The following is a 17430-nucleotide window of genomic DNA, read 5'->3' as shown; positions in this document are numbered from 1 at the left end:
TTTACTTCGACTCGCCCTTCGGAGGCAGGCGGTATCGCTGGTTGCCGTACGCCCAGCTGGGCCAGAGGGCATGCGCGAGGGCCGTTTTCTCCAGCTGCGGATCGACGGCCTCGGGGTCGAGCTTCTCGCCCTGCACGAGATAGTGGTACTGGGTCGCCTCCTGGTTCGGGCGCAGCACGACCAGCGTGTCGCCCTTGAGGTAACCGTAGTTGTCGCCGTACTGCATGATCGCGCGATCGGGATAGCGCTGCGTCAGGTCCGCGCCGAGCATGGGATGCTCGCTGCTGATGCCGATGAGCGAGAGCAACGTCGGTGCGAGGTCGACCTGGCTGACGATGTGATCGTCCTTCTTCACCGGCACGCCGGCACCGATGATCAGCGCGGGAATGTGGAAGTGGCGGACGGGCACGAGGCTCGCGCCGAAGACGCGCGCATCGTGGTCGGCGACGACGAGGAACACGGTGTGGTTCCAGTACGGCGACTGCTTCGCCTTCTCGAAGAACCGGCCGATCGACCAGTCCGCGTAGCGCACGGCGTTCGCGTTGCTCGCGGGATCGCCCTCGGCCTGGATGCGGCCGGCCGGGTATTCCCACGGCGTGTGGTTCGAGACGGAGAACGCGACGGTCAGGGTGGGCTTCTCGCCGTCGTCCATCAGGCGGTGATGCAGCTCGTTGAACATGTCCTCGTCGGACGCACCCCAGGAGCCGACGAACGACGGCTTCGTTTCGAACGTCGCGCGGTCGACGACTTCGTTGAAGCCGTTGCCGAAGAAGAACGAGCGCATGTTGTCGAAGTGCGCCTCGCCGCCGTAAAGGAAGCGCGTGTGGTAGCCGAACGTGTCGAGCAGCGCGCCGAGCGTGAAGAAGTCGCGCTGGCTACGCGGAAGCTTCAGCACCGCTTCGGCCGGTGTGGGCAGGAAGCCCGTCGTCACCGCTTCGAGGCCGCGCGCGCTGCGCGTGCCGGTGGCGTAGGCACGCGTCAGCCACCAGCCGTCGTTCGAAAGCTTGTCGAGTTCCGGCGTGTAGCCGGCGCCGCCGAGGCTGCCGACGAACTGCGCACCGAGGCTTTCCTCGAGGATGATCACGAGGTTCAGCGGCTTGTCGCCCTGCCGCGTCGCCTGCTGGCGATGCAGGCTCGGGTACGTCGGATCGAGCGGCGCGCCGTCGAAACCGGCGGCGGCGCGCACGATCGACTGCATCTCGTCTTCCGGCATCTTGCCGTACACGGCCGACGCGGAACGCTCGTTGCCGAGCGCGATGGCGGCGTTGAGCACGTTGTAGAGGGAGTCGAGCGGCAGCGTGTTGACCATCGCGTCGCTGGTGAACGCCACCTGCGACGCGTTGAGCGGACGGTGCTGCAGCGTGCCGCGGCCGCCGAGGAAGAGGACGACGAAGATCAGCGCCGTCGCCACCGGGCGCAACCAGCCGCGCATCGGACGCGCATCCGGACGGCGCGTCGGCAGCAGGCGGAAGCCGAGCCAGCCGAGCAGGACGAAGACGACGAGCCCGGCGCCGACGGAGAGCTTGTAGCCCTGCCAGAGCATGGATGCCACTTCGTTGGGGCTGGTCAGGTACTCGAACCAGAGGCGGTTCGGCCGGGTGTCGTACTCGACGATGAACTGCGGCGTGGAGACTTCCAGCAGCACGAAGGCCAGCCACCAGAAGCGCAGCCACCAGGCGGCCAGCCGGGTCGGCCATGCGCGATGGCCCAGCCAGGGCGACAGCAGCGCCGGCCAGGCGACGATCATCGCCACCAGGGAGATGTCGATGCGCCAGCCGCCGAGCAGGATGGGCCAGATGCCACCGGCATCGTGCACGCGGCCCCACTGCCAGACCGACAGGCCGATACGTGAGAGCGTCAGGAAGACGAGGGCGACGACGATGAAACGCCAGGAAAGCTTGCGCACGAATAGGTCCCGGATCGAGCGCGGCGGACGGCCGCGCATGGAAAACGCATGTTACTGGCCCGTGACTTTACACTGTGCGCCTTGTCAGCAACTTACGGCCGCCTTTCGCCGACGGCCCCAGCGAGGATCCACGATGTTCAGACTGGCCGATGCCACGCCGATCGCCACGGGCCACGTCCGCGAGGTGTACCAGCATCCCGACGACGAGAACCTCCTGATCAAGGTGATCTCCGCCGCGTCCATCGAGCAGCGCTGGAACGACACGCCGTGGTACCGGCGCCTGGCGCGCAGCGGCCCGTACAAGGACTTCGTGCGCGAGTTCCGGGAGTACGTCACGAGCATCTACGTGGGCGGGTACGAGACCTCGCCGATCGCGCGCGTCGTGGGGCTGGAGATGACCGACATCGGCCTCGGCCAGATCGTGGAGAAGGTGCGGACCCCGGACGGCCGCCTCGCCCCGACGCTGCACGACTGGGTGAAGGCGGAAGGCTTCACGCGCAGGACGGAGCAGGAACTCGAAAGCTTCTACGCCCGGCTGCTTTCGCACAACACCATCGCCGCCGACCTCCACGCCTGGAACGTGGTCTACGGCGAGGATTCCCGCGGCGGCCCGCGGCTCGTGATGATCGACGGCTTCGGCGAGAAGAACATCGTGCCGCACTGCTCGATGAATCGCGCGCACAACGCGTCGCGCACGAAGAAGAAGTACGAGCGGATGCTCCGGCGCACGCGCGCCGAGGCACCCGCGGTCTAAGGCCGCGTCGGGCCGGGTTCGCAACCGGCCCGCGTCGCTTCCGCGGGCAGCAGCGAGAAGCTGACCCGGTTCGCCTTCCCGAGCGGCACCGCCTTGCCCGCCACGACGCATGCGTCGAGCGCCTGGTCGTTGATGAGGATCCACCGATGCGCCGGATCGGCCGCCTGCCAGGCACGCGCATCGCGCAACTGGCTGGCCGCGTCGCGCGCGAATCCGAACTCGGCGACCGGCCGGCGCGCCTGGTACATCAGTTCCTCGCGCCACAGGACGAGGCCGAGCTGGCCATCGGGGCCGATCGTCGTATCGGCCTCTTCCATGAGCTGGCGGGTCGACTGGTTCGCATCGAGCAGGGGGAAGGTGCCGAGGGGCCAGATGATCCATGCGAGCGCCATGCCGCCCGCGAGCGCGGCCACGCCACGGCGCGGCCGCGCGATCGCCGCGGCGAGGAAGAAGCCCGCGCCGACGAGGATGACGCAGATCCATAGCGCCTCGCCGTGGCCGCTCAACTCGTAGCCCTCGGCGATGCGGCGCGCCGCCTTCGGCGCCTTGATCAGGGCCCACAGGCCGGCCGCGCCGAAAATCGCGCCGCAGGCGATTCCGATCGCGAACGCCGCGCGCTGCAGCCAGCGCGTCCTGAGCAGCTCCAGCACGTACGGCGCCATCGCGAGCGCCAGCATCGGCAGGGCCGGGAGGATGTAGATCTCGCGCTTGCCGCTCGGGATCGAGAAGAACACGAGCACCAGCACGACCCACAGCAGCGGCATCCACACGCGCCCGTCCCGCTGGCGCAGCGCCTCGCGCCATGGCTTCGCCACGAACGGGATCAGCAGCCAGGTCGGCACCCAGTGCGTCAGGATGACCAGCAGGAAGTACCAGGGGGCTTCCTCGTGCTGCCAGGAGTTCGCGTAACGCTCGGCTGTCTGGCGGAACAGGATGTCGCGCACGTACGCCATGTGCTCCGGCGTCGGCTGGCCGTACGCCGTGAGCAGCATCGGCGCCAGCCAGAGGGACACCGCGACGAGGAACGCCGCCGCGCCGCCGGCCCATCGCCAGCCATCGCCGCGCGTCGTCGTGACGCCAGGCCACGCGCGCACGCGCAGCAGCACGTACGGCAGCAGCATCAGCAGGACGACGACGCCCACGCCCTTCGTGATCACGCCCAGGCCGGCGGCGAAGCAGCCCAGCCAGTACATGCGCCAGTTCGGGCCGCGCAGGCAGTGCAGCAGGATCCCGGTGTTGCCCAGGGTGATCCAGAAGAGATTGAGGGGATCGATCTGGGCGTGACGGATCACGTCCACGAACTGCATGGTCGCCAGCACCAGCCCCGCGGCGACCAGTCCCACGCGCGGACTCCACAGCCGGCGGCCGAGGTGCCAGACCAGCGCCAGGGTGCCGAGGCCGGAAAGCAGCGAGGTCAGTAGGAACGCGCCGCGCCAGCCGCCGGTGATCCACATCCAGAAGGCTTCCGTCCACATGAGCATGGGCGGCTTGTCGGAATACAGCTCCGCGCCCCGCTGGGGGAACAGCCATTGGCCGGTTTCGAGCATCTGGCGGGCCACGAGCGCGAAGCGGGGCTCGTCCGGCGGCCAGGGGTCCCGCATGCCGATGCCGGCCGCGAGCACGACCAGCGCGATCAGCATGAACCAGGCGAATTCACGTAAGGGGAGGCGTTCGTCGTTCTGTGGCATCTCGACCGGCGGTCCTGGCGGGCTGGGGCGATCCTAGCCGAAGAAAAGTCTTTCTACCCTATCAAGGGCTTAGTCGACGTGACCGCATTTTCTCGCCGGAGCCGTTTCAATTTCGTGGAGCTGGCACGTCTTAAGGGTTCGCCGGTGCGGAAATCGGCGTTCGTCCCTGCCCGTACGGGCGCCGATTTCCCACCGTGCGACCATAAGCATTCCCCTCCAGCCCATGAACGCGGTCAGGCAAACCATGGATCCATCCGAGGCGGCCGCCTCGTCGGGCGGCAACCGGGCCCGGCAGGTCGTCGACCTGTTCCGTGAGCACAACGCGGCGCTCGTCGCCTTCCTCCGCGCGCGCCTGAATTCGCTGGCCGACGCCCAGGAAGTGGCGCAGGAGGTCTACCTCAAGCTGCTCTCGCTGAGCGACGAAACGGTGATCGACGCACCGCGCGCGTTCCTCTTCCGCGCGGCGTCCAACCTCGCCGTGGACCGGATCCGCATGCGCAACGTGCGGGCGACGGCGCCGGTGGATCCGGATGCCGACGATTGGCATGTCACGCCCGTTCCCGAGCAGCACGCCTCGGCCCACGAACAGTGGCGGGACCTGCGCGTCGCGCTGGACGAGCTGCCGCCGAAAACGAGTCGCGCCTTCGTGATGCACATGATCGACGGACGCGACTTCGCGACCATCGCGCGTGAGATGAATCTGAGCGAGCGCATGGTGCGCTACCACGTCGGCAATGCCCTGGCGCATTGCCGAGAACGCCGCGACAGCGCGGAGAACCCCCGATGACAACGACCACCTCCCCGTTCGACCGGCCACTCGAGCACACCGCCGCCGACTGGTGGACGCGGCTGCGCGATCCTTCCCTGCCCGACGCCGAGCTTCTCGCCTGGAGCGAGTGGCTGGAGGCCGATCCGCGCCACGCCGACGCCTTCGAACAGGCGTCCGCGCTCGCCGAGTCCATCGCCGCCATGGGCGGCGCCGAGCGCCGCGCGTTCGTGGACCGCTACGTCCCCGCGACGGCGACGGCTCCCGCGCGCGCCCGTCGTCCGCGCTTCGCCCTGGCGCTCGCCGCCGGTGTCGCGCTGGCGGTCGTCGGCGCGGGCGCGTTCCTGGCCCTGAAGCCCCGCACCCAGGACGTGAGCGCCAGCTACGCCAGCGAACGCGCCGGTCATCGCGACATCGCGCTTCCCGACGGCTCGAGCATCGAGCTGGGTGGCGCCAGTTCGGTGACCGCGCGCTACGGCCGCGACGAGCGCATGGTCGATCTCGACGCGGGCGAGGCGTTCTTCCGCGTCGCGCACGCGGAGCGCCCCTTCATCGTCAACGCCGGGCCCCTCCGGATCCGCGACCTCGGTACCGCCTTCAACGTCCGTCGCACGGGGGAACGGGTCACGGTCACGGTGACGGAAGGCCGCGTTCGCGTGTCGCCGATGGCGGCCCAGAGCGATGCCGGCACGGTCGAACTGGGCGCCGGCCGCGAAGTCTCGTTCGATCCTGAGACCCAGGCGATGCGCATCCTCGACGTCGATCCGGCCAACGCCGTCGCCTGGCGCGGGCATCGGCTGGAGTTCGTCAACGAACCGCTGGCCTCGGTGGTGGAGAACGTGAATCGCTACAGCAAGCGCCCGGTTCGCCTGGCGGACCCCACGCTGGGCAAGCTGACGTTTACCGGTACGGTCGAGGTCGATACCATCGACAGCTGGGTGGCCGCCCTGCCGCGGGTTTTCCCGGTGCGTGTCGCCACCTACCCCGATCGACTGGAACTCGCCCGTCAGACGACGATGGCGCGGAGTGCCCAGCCGCGCTGAAAACCCAAGGGGCCGCAGGTCTTGCCGTACATGCTTCGCGGGCGCCGGCGCGCACTCACCGGCGCGTTCGCGCTGGTCGTCGCGATGCGCTGCGCCAGCGCGGCCGACGCCGCGGCCGACGGCAACCTGCCTCCCAAGGCGTTTTCCATCGATCCGCAACCGCTGGCGACCGCCCTGCTCGCATGGGGTCAGCAGGCCAACGTGCAGGTGCTCACCGCCTCCGGATCGATCGCGAACTGGCGCACCGGCGGTGCGAAAGGCGTGCTGACGCCGAACCAGGCGCTCGACGAACTGCTCGAAGGCACCGATCTCGAACGCGAGTCCTACGACACGCGCACCGTCGTCGTCCGCCAGCGCCAGAAGGCCGGAAACGCGACACCCGCGCCGGTCGATGCCGACGTGACGTTCGACCCGGACAGCGTGGTGCCCCTGGCGACGGTCGACGTGCGTGGCCTCGTCTCCGACACCGGCTTCAAGGCCGATTCGACCCGCACGGTCACGCGCAACGAAACCCGCCTGAGCGACGTGCCGCAATCGGTCACGGTGGTCACCAAGCAGGCCATCGAATCGCAGCAGGCGGTCGACATCGGCGACGTGGCGCGTTACGTCGCCGGCGTCCAGTACGTGGATGGTTACGGCGGATCGCCACTTTTCCTCATCCGCGGCTTCGATGCCGGGCATGGCATGACGGACGGCATGCCGAACGGCATCGCCCGCACCGAAGACCTGCCTCCGCTCATCGGCATCGAGCGCGTCGAAGTGCTGCGCGGCCCGGAAGCGATCCTCGGCGACGCCTCGCAGAACAACAATTTCGGCGGCTCGATCAACGTCGTCATGAAGCGGCCGCAGGCGAGCACCGTGCGCACGCTGACCTATTCGCTCGGCGAGTACGACGGCGCACGCGTGGGTCTCGATCTCGCCGGCACCGCGTCGAAGGACGGTGCGTTCACCTACCGCCTCGTCGCCGCGGGACAACGCGGCGAGAAGACGCCGCAGGGTTACGGCGGCGGGCGTGGCGCCTACCTCGCCCCGTCGCTCGCGTGGCAGGGTGACCGCACGCGCGTCATGGCCGGACTGGAATTCGTCGACAACCGCGTGCCGGGTCCCGACCACTCGGTATTGCTGGGTCCGACGCTTTCGACCGCGACGCTTTCGGACGTCTCGTCGAACGATCCGACGGACGTCTCCACGTTCCGCACCAGTCGCGCCGTGTTCGAGCTGGATCATGACGTCGCCGACGACTGGACGTTCCACAGCCAGGGCCAGTACGTGCGCCAGCGCAGCGACGGCCGCAGCCAGTCGTATCTGATCGGTGGCTTCGCCGGTGCGCTCGACGCGGTGGATCGCCGCTTCCGCTATTCCGGCACGTACTGGACGTGGCAGAACGACCTCACCACGCGCTTCGAGCACGGCGACGTCACGCATACGCTGCTGATGGGCATCGACCTCGCGCGCACGCACGCCGGCGACGACGGTAACGGCAATGTGGAGGTGAGCGACGACATGGCAGGCTCGATGGATCGCGGGTCCGTCATCGTGACGCGGCCCATCGCGTACGACCTGCGCACGACGAGCGACTTCTCGAAGAAGTACAACGCGATGGTCACGCCCGTGAGCACGACGGTGCAGAATCTAGGCGGTTCGTGGCAGACCAACGCGGGCATCTACCTGCAGGACCAGATCGCGATCGGCGAGGACTGGAACGTGCTCGCCGCGCTTCGCCGCACCAGCTATCGGCTGGAGACGCGATGGGAAGACGGCTCGCCGCGGCGCGTGCACCAGTCGCGCTGGATCCCGAAGCTCGGCGTCGTCTACAAGGTGTCGCCCGATGTCGCGCTGTACGCGGACACCTCCACCGGCTTCCAGCCCGATCCACTGCTCGGCAAGGATGGCCAGCCGCTGCCGGTGGCGACGTCGCGGCAGGTGGAGGTCGGCGGAAAGTTCGACCTCTTCGACCAGCGGGCACGCCTCACCGCGGCGGTCTACCGCATCCGCGTCGATCACAGCGTCGACCTCGTCTCGCCCGAGCCGCCTTTTTTCGCCACGCCTGGCCCCGGCCAGACCAACCGCGGACTGGAAGTGGAGTTCGCGGGCGAAGTGGCACCCGGGCTCGACGTGCTGGCCAGCCTCACCGAGGCGCGCATCCACAACAACGACGACACCCGTCCGACCGGCGCACCGAAGCATCAGGCCGCCGTATGGGGCAGCTATCGCTTCGGCAGCGGCGAGGTAAAGCCGTGGGGCGTGGCCGCCGGCGTGCTCGCAAGGAGCCGCAGCCTGGGCCGCACCACCGCCGACGGCCGTTATTTCGGCATTCCCGGCCAGGCCAGCGTCGAGGCGAACGTCTCCCGCTACGGCGAACGCTGGCGCGTCACGCTCGGCGTCAAGAACCTCTTCGACCGCACGCTCTACGCGGTGAACTTCGACGAGACGTTCGTGCCTGTGCGGCAGGGGCGCGTGGTGCTGCTGACGGGGTGTTACGATTTTTGATCGATGGCGCGTTCGTGCGTTTCGGGACGACGACTTTCGCGAAGAGCTTCAGGTCCTGTGGCTCACGGCCCCAAAGGCGTCGCGGCCAGGGCCGCTCCCACGGCGCTCCTACAACACTGCGTGTTGTCTTGCGAATGCCCTGAGCGCCACGTCGCACGCTTCGCGGCGGAACGCGTCGCGCTCGGCGCGGCCGCTCGCCGTGTCGATACGGGGAATCTCGTAGCAGCCGTCCGGCCCCATGATGCCGCCGTGGCGTTTCCAGAAACGGTCGTAGGCCGCGGCGGTGACGCCGGTACGGCGGTCCAGCGGATGGGCGGCGCGCGAGACGCCGCGGACCCGCTCGATGCCGTAATGCGTCGCGAGCGCCCGGACCACCGAGAGCAGCAGGTCGCGGGGTCGCAGGCCGCCGGTCGCGCGCGTGAAACGGGCGATCGCGTTGCGGCCGAGGTAGGCCCACGACCCGCGCATCGCACCGATCAGCAGACCCTGATCGCCCGCGAAGGTCACCGTGCACGACGACACGACTTCCTTGTCGCCGTTGAGCAGGAACAACCCCAGCTCGCCAGTGCACTCGTGCTCCGGCGCGCGGGCATGCAGGTAGGCGATCTCACCGTTGCCCAGCGGCAGCGTCGCGAGCCGCACGTCGTGGCCCCGGAGCATGCGGTTGCTCAGCCGCTCGGGGAACTGTCGGGCGACGAAGCGGTAATGCGATTCGATCATGCGCGCGCGGACGTCGAGATCGAACGAGCGCGAGATGTAATGCGACTGCCAGCGTTCGTAGACCCGGGGATTGGTCTCGGCGGCGGCCCGCATGACACGCGAGGTGCCCACGAGCCGCAGCCACTCGGCCTGGCGCTTGAACGCCGCGAGCGTGCGCAGGAAGTAGGCGAGGCGGCGCTCGGGCATGGGACGCGACCGGCGCAATGCCGCGCGACGCCTCGCATGGCCGATCACGAGGGCCAGCGGGCCGCGCTCCTTCGGCTGGCGGGGCGACGCCCAGCCGTGGGGCAGGTCGTCGAACGGCGCACTGTGTGGGTAACGGGACTGCATGTCCTTAAGACGTGCAGGGCGCGGAAAATTGAAATGGGCAAGACAGGTGGGAGCCGATCGCATCGGCGATCCCGCGCAGCGGGCCCAGTGCCGGGGACGCCGTAACGGCGGAGGATCAGCCGCTCCGCTTGCGCCGCTCGTCGCGCCAGACGACCCAGGCGCCCAGCAGGGTGAGCAGGGCCAGGCCGTACCAGGTCAGGGCGTAGCTGAGGTGGTTGTCCGGGAAGGCGATCACGGTGAGGCCGCCGACGGGACCCTCGTTGCCGTCGCCGCGACCCGGCGAGGACGCCGCGTCCGCATCGACGAAGTAAGGCGCCACGTCGGACAGCCCCCTGGCCGCCGCGATCGCCGGGACGTCGCGGGAATACCAGCGGTCGGCCGCGGGATCGTTCGGCTGGAGGAAGGCGCCCTTCGGCTCGCTGATGCGCAGCAGGCCCGACACGGTCGTCTCACCCGAGGGCCCCGGTGCGCATGTCGCCTTGCCGCCGCACCAGGTGGGCGACACGAAGCCGCGATTGACGATGACCACGTCGCCGTCGCGCAAGCGCATCGGCGTCAGCAGCCACGAGCCCATGCCGAGTTCGGTACTGGCGCGGACGCGCACGCTGCGGTCCTGCAGGAATTCGCCGGTCAGCTTCACGCGGCGGTACTCGTCGTCGGCCGCGGTGATCCGCGGCCACTGCGCACGCCCCGGGGCATCGACCGGCGCGGCATGGACGCGCGCGTCGACGCGCGCCACGAGGTCGTGCTTCCAGGCGCGGCGATGCACCTGCCACGTACCGAGCGCGACGAAGCCCGCGAACAGCGCCACACCAAGCAGCGATAGCGCTCCCAGAACGAAAACGCCGCGAGGACGCGGCGTTTTCTTCTCCGTGGCGACGTCCGCGCTCAAGGCAGGTTCTTCACCTGCTGCTCGGTCATCTGGTGCGACATGCCGGGCATCATGTTCGAGTTGAGATGGAACATGACCCAGATGGACCCGGCCAGGGTGATCACCACGATCACGAGGGTGAAGATCAGCGCCAGCATGTTCCAGCCGCCTTCCGACCGCGGGTTCATGTGCAGGAAGTAGATCATGTGGACCACGATCTGGATCGCGGCGAAGGTCAGGAGCACCACCGCCAGCGTCTGCGTATTCGGGATGACCTTTTCCATCACGAGCCAGAACGGGATCGCCGTCAGGACCACGGCGAGGAAGAACCCCATCATGTAGCCCTTCAGGGTGCTGTGACCGACGCCGTCGTCGTGGTGGTCGTCGTGCGCGCCATGCGCGCCGTGCGAATCGATCTGCGCGCTCATGGCAGGGATCCCATCAGGTAAACGAAGGTGAAGACACCGATCCAGACCACGTCGAGGAAGTGCCAGAACATCGACAGGCACATGATGCGACGCTTGTTGGCCGGCGTGAGGCCGAGGCGACCCACCTGGAACAGCAGGGTGATCAGCCAGATGATGCCGAAGGTGACGTGCAGGCCGTGCGTTCCGACGAGCGTGAAGAACGACGACAGGAAGGCGCTGCGCTGCGGACCCGCGCCCTCATGGATGAGGTGCGAGAACTCCCACAGCTCGATGCCGAGGAACGCGGCGCCGAAGAGGCCGGTGATGATGAGCCAGGCCATCATCGTGCCCTTGCGGTCCTTCTGCATCTCGAGCACGGCGAAGCCGTACGTGATCGAGGACAGGAGCAGCATGGTCGTGTTGACCGCCACCAGGGGCAGGTCGAAGAGGTCGGCGCCGGACGGACCGCCCGCATAGCTTCGGCCGAGCACGCCGTAGGTGGCGAACAGGCAGGCGAAGATGAGGCAGTCGCTCATCAGGTAGATCCAGAACCCGAGCAACGTGCCGTTGGCCGGGTGGTGGTCTTCCTTCATCCAGAACTCGACGTCCTGTTCCGCAATGGCCGCGGAGGGCGTGGCGTGCATATCAGACATGGGCGGCAAGCTCTTCCGTGCGGGCGGCCTCGGTCCGGGCCACGACGTCGGCGGGGATGTAGTAATCGCGCTTGTAGTTGAACGTGTGGCCGATCGCGGTGGCGACGAGCGCCACGAACGCGATACCGGCGACGAGGAACATGTGCCAGATCATCGCGAAGCCGAACACGAACGAGATACCGGCGAGGATCACGCCCGCGCCCGTGTTCTTCGGCATGTGGATCGGCAGGTAGCCTTCCAGGCGACGGCGCGCGTTGCGCTCCTTCATGTCCCACCAGGCATCGTTGTCGTGGATGACCGGCGTGAACGCGAAGTTGTAGGCGGGCGGCGGCGACGAGGTCGACCACTCGAGCGTGCGGCCGTGCCACGGATCGCCGGTAACGTCGCGCAGCTGGTCGCGGCGCTTGTAGCTGACCCACAGCTGGATCAGGAACGAACCGATGCCGAGGGCGACGAGGAACGCGCCGAACGCGGCGATCTGGAACCAGATCTGCAGCGAAGGATCCTCGAAGTGGTTCATGCGGCGGGTGACGCCCATGAAGCCGAGGACGTACAGCGGCGTGAAGGCCACCCAGAAACCGACCAGCCAGAACCAGAAGGAGCACTTGCCCCAGAACTCGTCGAGGCGATAGCCGAAGGCCTTCGGGAACCAGTAGTTGATGCCCGCGAACAGGCCGAAGATCACGCCGCCGATGATGACGTTATGGAAGTGCGCGATCAGGAACAGGCTGTTGTGCAGCAGGAAGTCGGCCGGCGGCACCGCCAGCATGACGCCGGTCATGCCGCCGATGACGAACGTGACCATGAAGCCGACGGTCCACAGCATGGGCACGTCGAACTTGATGCGGCCGCGGTACATCGTGAACAGCCAGTTGAAGATCTTCGCGCCCGTGGGGATCGAGATGATCATCGTGGTGATGCCGAAGAACGAGTTGACGCTCGCGCCGGATCCCATGGTGAAGAAGTGGTGCAGCCACACGAGGTACGACAGCACCGCGATCACGACCGTGGCGTAGACCATCGACGCGTAACCGAACAGGCGCTTGCGGCTGAACGTCGCCACGACCTCGGAGAACACGCCGAACACCGGCAGCACGAGGATGTAGACCTCGGGGTGGCCCCAGATCCAGATCAGGTTCACGTACATCATGGCGTTGCCGCCGAAGTCGTTCGTGAAGAAGTTGGTGCCCGCGTAGCGATCGAGCGCCAGCAGCGCCAGCACCGCCGTCAGCACCGGGAAGGCCGCGACGATCAGCACGTTGGTCAGCAGCGAGGTCCAGGTGAAGACGGGCATCTTCATCATGGTCATGCCCGGCGCGCGCATCTTCACGATGGTGGCGAGCAGGTTGATGCCGGAGAGGGTGGTTCCCACGCCGGCCACCTGTAGCGACCATATGTAGTAGTCGACACCGACATCTGGACTCTGCGCCAGGCCCGAGAGCGGCGGATAGGCCAGCCAGCCCGTGCGGGCGAACTCACCGACGAACAGCGACGCCATCACCAGCATGGCGCCGGCGACCGTCATCCAGAAGCTGAAGTTGTTGAGGAACGGGAACGCGACGTCGCGCGCGCCGATCTGCAGCGGCACCACGTAGTTCATGAGGCCGGTGACCAGCGGCATCGCCACGAAGAAGATCATGATCACGCCGTGGGCGGTGAAGATCTGGTCGTAGTGATGCGGCGGAAGGAAGCCGGGATTGCCGTTGAAGGCGATCGCCTGCTGGGCGCGCATCATGATGGCGTCGGAGAAGCCGCGCAGCAGCATCACGATGCCGAGCACCATGTACATGATGCCGATCTTCTTGTGGTCGATGCTGGTGAACCACTCGCTCCACAGATAGCCCCAGAGCTTCGCCCGGGTGATCAGGGTGAGCAGGGCGATACCGCCGATCGCCACCGCGATGAAGGTGCCGATGAGGATCGGCTCGTGGTACGGAATCGCCTCGATGGTGAGGCGTCCGAAGATCAGTTTGGCTAGATCGGGCATGTTCATTACCGGACTCGGCAAAGGCTTGAATACTTGGAAGGCGCCGCGCTCTTAGAGCGGACGTCCGGCAGGGGTCATCGGCTGGCCGCCGTTGCTCGCGACGCACAGGGCGCCCACGTAGCGACGGTCGTCGTCCGCCAGGCCGACGCGCGCACGGGTCGCGGCATCGAGCGAGGTGACGTTGTACGCGCCCACCACGCCCTGCCCGCCGCGGGCATCCAGCGCCATCATGTCGTTGGCGCACATGCGGTTGGATTCGACGCAGCGGTTGAGGATGGCGTTGTACAGGCCCGGGGCGACGCTGCCGTAGTAATGGACCGGCTCCTTCTCGCTCGGCTGTTCGAGCTTCAGGTAGTCCTCGCGGCCGAGCTCATCGGCGCTGGCCTTGGCCTTGGCCACCCAGGCGTCGAAGTCGCCTTCGGACAGGCTGTGGAAGCGGAAGCGCATGTCCGAGAAGCCGGCACCGCTGTAATTGGCCGAAATGCCTTCGAAATCGCCGGTTTTGTTCATCACGGCGTTGAGCTGCGTCTCCATGCCCGGCATGGCGTAGATCATGCCGGCCAGGGACGGCACGAAGAACGCGTTCATCACCGTGGAGGCGGTGATGTGGAATTCGATCGGGCGGTCGACCGGGGCGGCCACTTCGTTGACGGTGGCGATGCCCTGCTCCGGGTAGAGGAACAGCCACTTCCAGTCCAGCGCCACGACGTCGACGCGCAGCGGCTTCACGCCGGCGACCAGCGGACGGCCCTGCGACACCTGGTCGAGCGGGCGGTACGGGTCGAGCTTGTGGGTGCTGGTCCAGGTGATGGCGCCCAGGGCGATGATGATGAGCAGCGGGGCGGCCCAGATCAGCAGTTCCAGCACCGTGGAATGGTTCCAGTCCGGGGCGTACTCGGCGCTGGCGGCCTTGTTCGACTCACGGTACTTCCAGGCGAAGTGCAGGATCATCACGATCACGGGGACCACGATGAGCAGCATCAGGACCACGGAAATGATGATCAGGTCGCGCTGCTGCCGGGCGATGTCGCCGGACGGCGAGAAAAGCACGGCATCGCAGCCCGAAAGCAGCAGGGCGAGGGCGGGGATCAGCAATCCGCGCAACATCTTCATGGACATTCGCATGATGGAGGCAACCGTGGGGACACGAAAAAATACGCCGATCCGCCTGCGCTCACCATAGGACACTTTGTCCCATGGCTCTACAAGCCGAGTAGTGCGATCCTTCGCTATCCTGCCATCCACCTCCCCGAGCGGGCCGAATCCGATGTCGAGCATTTCACACGCCCATCACAATGCCGCGGAAGGCGCCGAACACGACGTCCGCCGCCAGCACCAGACCAGCCACGCGGCCGTCGCCCCCGGTGAGATCGCCGTCGGCGTCGTCATCGGCCGTGCCTCGGAGTACTTCGACTTCTTCACGTACGGCATCGCGTCCGTCCTCGTGTTCCCGTCGGTGTTCTTTCCATTCCTGAGCCAGCTGGATGGCATCCTGCTGGCCTTCGCGATCTTCTCGTTCGCCTTCATCGCCCGCCCGATCGGCACGACGCTGTTCATGGCGATCCAGCGCAACTGGAGCCGCGGCACGAAGCTGACCGCCGCCCTGTTCCTGCTGGGCACCTCCACCGTCTGCATCGCCTTCCTGCCGGCGAACACGACCAACGGCTACGCGGTCATTGTGGTTCTTGCCGTACTGCGGTTCTTGCAGGGCATTGCGCTGGGCGGATCCTGGGACGGCCTGCCGTCGCTGCTCTCCCTCAACGCCCCGAAGGAGCGCCGCGGCTGGTACGCGATGCTCGGCCAGCTGGGCGCCCCGACCGGCTTCCTGATCGCCGCCTCGCTGTTCCTGTTCCTCAACACGCAGCTCTCCCGCGAGGACTTCCTCGGCTGGGGCTGGCGCTATCCGTTCTTCGTGGCCTTCGCGATCAACGTGGTGGCGCTGTTCGCCCGCCTGCGCCTGGTGGTGACCGAGGAATACACCCAGCTGCTCGAAGAGGGCCAGCTGGAGCCGATCGGCATCATCGAGATGTTCCGCGCACAGGGCTACAACCTATTCATCGGCGCGTTCGCCGCCCTGGCCAGCTACGCCCTGTTCCACATCGTGACGATCTTCCCGCTGTCGTGGATCACGGTGCACCAGACGCAGGAGGTCGACAGCGTCCTGACCGTCCAGATCGTCGGCGCCCTCGTCGCGATCCTCGCCACCGTGGCCTCGGGCGTCATCGCCGACAAGGTGGGCCGTCGCAACACGCTGGGCACCATGGCGGTGCTGATCGGTCTGTTCGCGATCGCCTCGCCGTGGCTGCTCGGCGGCGGCCGGATCGCCCAGGACGCCTTCCTGATCATCGGCTTCGCCCTGCTCGGCCTCTCTTACGGCCAGGCCGCGGGCACCGTCACGGCGAACTTCTCGCGCCGCTTCCGTTACACCGGCGCGGCCCTGACGTCCGACTTCGCCTGGCTCATCGGCGCGGCCTTCGCCCCGCTGGTGGCCCTCGGCCTGTCGATGCGCTTCGGCCTCGGCGCGGTCAGCGTGTACCTGCTCTCGGGCGTGGCCTGCACCCTGCTCGCCCTGCGCATCAACAAGGCGTTCGAGACGGACCGCAACAAGGCCTGAGCCAGCCCCGGTAAATCGCCGCCCGATTCGCGGCGGCGAGCGCCGGCCCGCCGGCGTACCCTTTGGCCATGCTTTTCGACCTACCCGACCGCGACACGCTCTACCGGGCCCTCCTCGACCGCGACCCGGCCTATGATGGCCACGTCTTCGTGGGCGTCACGAGTACCGGCGTCTTCTGCCGCCTGACCTGCGCGGCCCGCAAGCCGCTGCTGGAGAACACCCGGTTCTTCGATTCGGTGGCGGCATGTTTCGAGGCGGGGTTCCGCCCCTGCCTCCGCTGCCGGCCGCTGGATCCGGTGGGCCAGCGCGAACCCCTCGTGTCGGCCCTGCTTCGCGCGCTGGAAGACGAGCCCGAACGGGTCTGGTCGGAAGACGACCTGGTGCGACTCGGCTACGACCCGTCGACCGTCCGCCGCGCCTTCAAGCGCCACCTCGGGCTGACGTTCCTGGACATGGCCCGTCTACGGCGCGCCGGCCGGGGCATGGAACGCGTCGTCGCGGGTGCGTCGGTGATCGACGCCCAGCACGCCGCGGGTTACGACTCCGGTAGCGGATTCCGCGACGCGATCGTGCGCCTGCTCGGCGACTGCCCGGCTGACCTTCGCGGGCGCGAATGGCTCAAGGCCGACTGGATCGAGACCCCCATCGGCAGCATGCTCGCCGTGGGCGACGAGCGCTCGATCCATCTGCTCGAGTTCTTCGATCGCACCGCGTTGCCGACCGAGCTCAAGCGCCTGCGCACGGCCACCCGGTCCACGGTCACCTTCGGCCGGACGCCGGCGATCGATGCCATCGAGGCCGAACTTCGCGAGTACTTCGGAGGAACCCGATGCCGCTTCGAGACACCGCTGACCCTGCACGGATCGGCTTTCACGAAGGCCGTCTGGGACGAGCTCGTCGCCATTCCGCCCGGCACCACGCGCAGCTATGCGCAGATCGCGGCCGCCGCGGGGCGGCACACGGCGGTGCGTGCCGTCGCTCGCGCGAACGGTGCGAACCAGCTGGCGATCGTGATCCCCTGCCACCGGGTGATCGGTGCGGACGGGTCGCTGACCGGCTATGGCGGTGGGCTGTGGCGGAAGGACTGGTTGTTGCGGCACGAACGAAGGTTCGCTTGAGCGCTCTCGCGAAGAGCCGTCGCGGCCAGGTCCGCTCCCACAACAGCCGCGGTGGTGGGAGCGGACCTGGCCGCGACAGCCTT

At 67.7% G+C, this 17430-nt stretch carries 14 protein-coding genes; 6 read left to right on the top strand and 8 right to left on the bottom strand.

The annotated features are described in order from the left end of the window. Nucleotide 1: 1 nt before the first annotated feature. Nucleotides 2-1906, bottom strand: a complete 1905-nt coding sequence (locus BMY69_RS02025; protein WP_217642676.1) for an LTA synthase family protein — start codon at nt 1904-1906, stop codon at nt 2-4. A gap of 133 nt (nt 1907-2039) precedes the next feature. On the opposite strand from BMY69_RS02025, the gene BMY69_RS02020 reads away from it, so the two are divergent. Further along, nucleotides 2040-2660, top strand: a complete 621-nt coding sequence (locus BMY69_RS02020) for a YrbL family protein (protein WP_175472919.1) — start codon at nt 2040-2042, stop codon at nt 2658-2660. On the opposite strand, the gene BMY69_RS02015 is transcribed toward BMY69_RS02020, so the two are convergent. Next, entirely contained in the window at nt 2657-4348 is a 1692-nt protein-coding gene (locus tag BMY69_RS02015; protein WP_090175162.1) for an ArnT family glycosyltransferase, read from the bottom strand. The genes BMY69_RS02020 and BMY69_RS02015 overlap by 4 nt on opposite strands. Nucleotides 4349-4592: 244 nt before the next feature. Here BMY69_RS02015 and BMY69_RS02010 point away from each other — a divergent pair, with 244 nt between their 5' ends. Genes BMY69_RS02010 through BMY69_RS02000 form a run of 3 tightly spaced genes read left to right on the top strand, consistent with a single transcriptional unit; the run spans nt 4593 to nt 8647 of the window. Then, nucleotides 4593-5135, top strand: coding sequence for an RNA polymerase sigma factor (locus BMY69_RS02010; protein WP_090175161.1), 543 nt, complete (start codon nt 4593-4595; stop codon nt 5133-5135). After that, nucleotides 5132-6157 carry a FecR family protein gene (locus BMY69_RS02005; protein WP_090175160.1) on the top strand — a complete coding sequence of 342 codons (1026 nt, stop codon included), beginning with the start codon at nt 5132-5134 and terminating at the stop codon, nt 6155-6157. The genes BMY69_RS02010 and BMY69_RS02005 overlap by 4 nt, the downstream gene beginning before the upstream one ends. A gap of 30 nt (nt 6158-6187) precedes the next feature. Further along, nucleotides 6188-8647: a TonB-dependent siderophore receptor gene (locus BMY69_RS02000; protein WP_090175159.1), complete on the top strand. Its 2460-nt coding sequence runs from the start codon at nt 6188-6190 to the stop codon at nt 8645-8647. A gap of 108 nt (nt 8648-8755) precedes the next feature. On the opposite strand, the gene BMY69_RS01995 is transcribed toward BMY69_RS02000, so the two are convergent. The 6 genes from BMY69_RS01995 to cyoA all read right to left on the bottom strand — a co-directional run bounded on the left by BMY69_RS01995 (nt 8756) and on the right by cyoA (nt 14728). Further along, nucleotides 8756-9697 carry a DUF535 family protein gene (locus tag BMY69_RS01995; RefSeq protein WP_177191048.1) on the bottom strand — a complete coding sequence of 314 codons (942 nt, stop codon included), beginning with the start codon at nt 9695-9697 and terminating at the stop codon, nt 8756-8758. 115 nt (nt 9698-9812) lie between these two features. Then, on the bottom strand, nt 9813-10589 hold the full coding sequence (locus BMY69_RS01990; protein WP_090175157.1) for an SURF1 family protein: 777 nt from the start codon (nt 10587-10589) through the stop codon (nt 9813-9815). Beyond that, nucleotides 10586-10996: a cytochrome o ubiquinol oxidase subunit IV gene (gene cyoD, locus BMY69_RS01985; RefSeq protein ID WP_090058831.1), complete on the bottom strand. Its 411-nt coding sequence runs from the start codon at nt 10994-10996 to the stop codon at nt 10586-10588. The genes BMY69_RS01990 and cyoD overlap by 4 nt, the downstream gene beginning before the upstream one ends. Beyond that, nucleotides 10993-11568, bottom strand: coding sequence for a cytochrome o ubiquinol oxidase subunit III (cyoC, locus tag BMY69_RS01980; protein WP_254779459.1), 576 nt, complete (start codon nt 11566-11568; stop codon nt 10993-10995). The genes cyoD and cyoC overlap by 4 nt, the downstream gene beginning before the upstream one ends. 52 nt (nt 11569-11620) lie before the next feature. After that, nucleotides 11621-13594 (bottom strand): cytochrome o ubiquinol oxidase subunit I, encoded by a 1974-nt coding sequence (gene cyoB, locus BMY69_RS01975; protein ID WP_218143123.1) that lies wholly within the window; start codon nt 13592-13594, stop codon nt 11621-11623. Between the two features lie 72 nt (nt 13595-13666). Next, nucleotides 13667-14728 (bottom strand): ubiquinol oxidase subunit II, encoded by a 1062-nt coding sequence (gene cyoA / locus BMY69_RS01970; RefSeq protein ID WP_218143107.1) that lies wholly within the window; start codon nt 14726-14728, stop codon nt 13667-13669. 154 nt (nt 14729-14882) lie between these two features. Here cyoA and BMY69_RS01965 point away from each other — a divergent pair, with 154 nt between their 5' ends. Together BMY69_RS01965 and BMY69_RS01960 are read left to right on the top strand one after the other, a co-directional pair. After that, nucleotides 14883-16229, top strand: coding sequence for an MFS transporter (locus BMY69_RS01965; RefSeq protein WP_090175155.1), 1347 nt, complete (start codon nt 14883-14885; stop codon nt 16227-16229). A 68-nt stretch (nt 16230-16297) separates the two neighbouring features. Beyond that, complete coding sequence (locus tag BMY69_RS01960; protein WP_090175154.1) at nt 16298-17347, top strand: bifunctional transcriptional activator/DNA repair enzyme AdaA; 1050 nt, start codon at nt 16298-16300, stop codon at nt 17345-17347. Nucleotides 17348-17430 lie beyond the last annotated feature (83 nt).

Source organism: Luteibacter sp. UNC138MFCol5.1 (assembly GCF_900110505.1).
Classification (GTDB): domain Bacteria; phylum Pseudomonadota; class Gammaproteobacteria; order Xanthomonadales; family Rhodanobacteraceae; genus Luteibacter.
Note: the sequence above shows the minus strand (reverse complement) of the source record. Positions and strands in the feature narration are given on the sequence as shown.

Coding starts and splice junctions, on each gene's coding strand:
- BMY69_RS01995 (WP_177191048.1), bottom strand. CDS start 9,697: ATGCAGTCCCGTTACCCACACAGTGCGCCGTTCGACGACCTGCCCCAC.
- BMY69_RS02015 (WP_090175162.1), bottom strand. CDS start 4,348: ATGCCACAGAACGACGAACGCCTCCCCTTACGTGAATTCGCCTGGTTC.
- BMY69_RS02000 (WP_090175159.1), top strand. CDS start 6,188: ATGCTTCGCGGGCGCCGGCGCGCACTCACCGGCGCGTTCGCGCTGGTC.
- BMY69_RS02005 (WP_090175160.1), top strand. CDS start 5,132: ATGACAACGACCACCTCCCCGTTCGACCGGCCACTCGAGCACACCGCC.
- BMY69_RS01960 (WP_090175154.1), top strand. CDS start 16,298: ATGCTTTTCGACCTACCCGACCGCGACACGCTCTACCGGGCCCTCCTC.
- cyoC (WP_254779459.1), bottom strand. CDS start 11,568: ATGAAGGAAGACCACCACCCGGCCAACGGCACGTTGCTCGGGTTCTGG.
- BMY69_RS01965 (WP_090175155.1), top strand. CDS start 14,883: ATGTCGAGCATTTCACACGCCCATCACAATGCCGCGGAAGGCGCCGAA.
- cyoA (WP_218143107.1), bottom strand. CDS start 14,728: ATGAAGATGTTGCGCGGATTGCTGATCCCCGCCCTCGCCCTGCTGCTT.
- cyoD (WP_090058831.1), bottom strand. CDS start 10,996: ATGAGCGCGCAGATCGATTCGCACGGCGCGCATGGCGCGCACGACGAC.
- BMY69_RS02010 (WP_090175161.1), top strand. CDS start 4,593: ATGGATCCATCCGAGGCGGCCGCCTCGTCGGGCGGCAACCGGGCCCGG.
- BMY69_RS02020 (WP_175472919.1), top strand. CDS start 2,040: ATGTTCAGACTGGCCGATGCCACGCCGATCGCCACGGGCCACGTCCGC.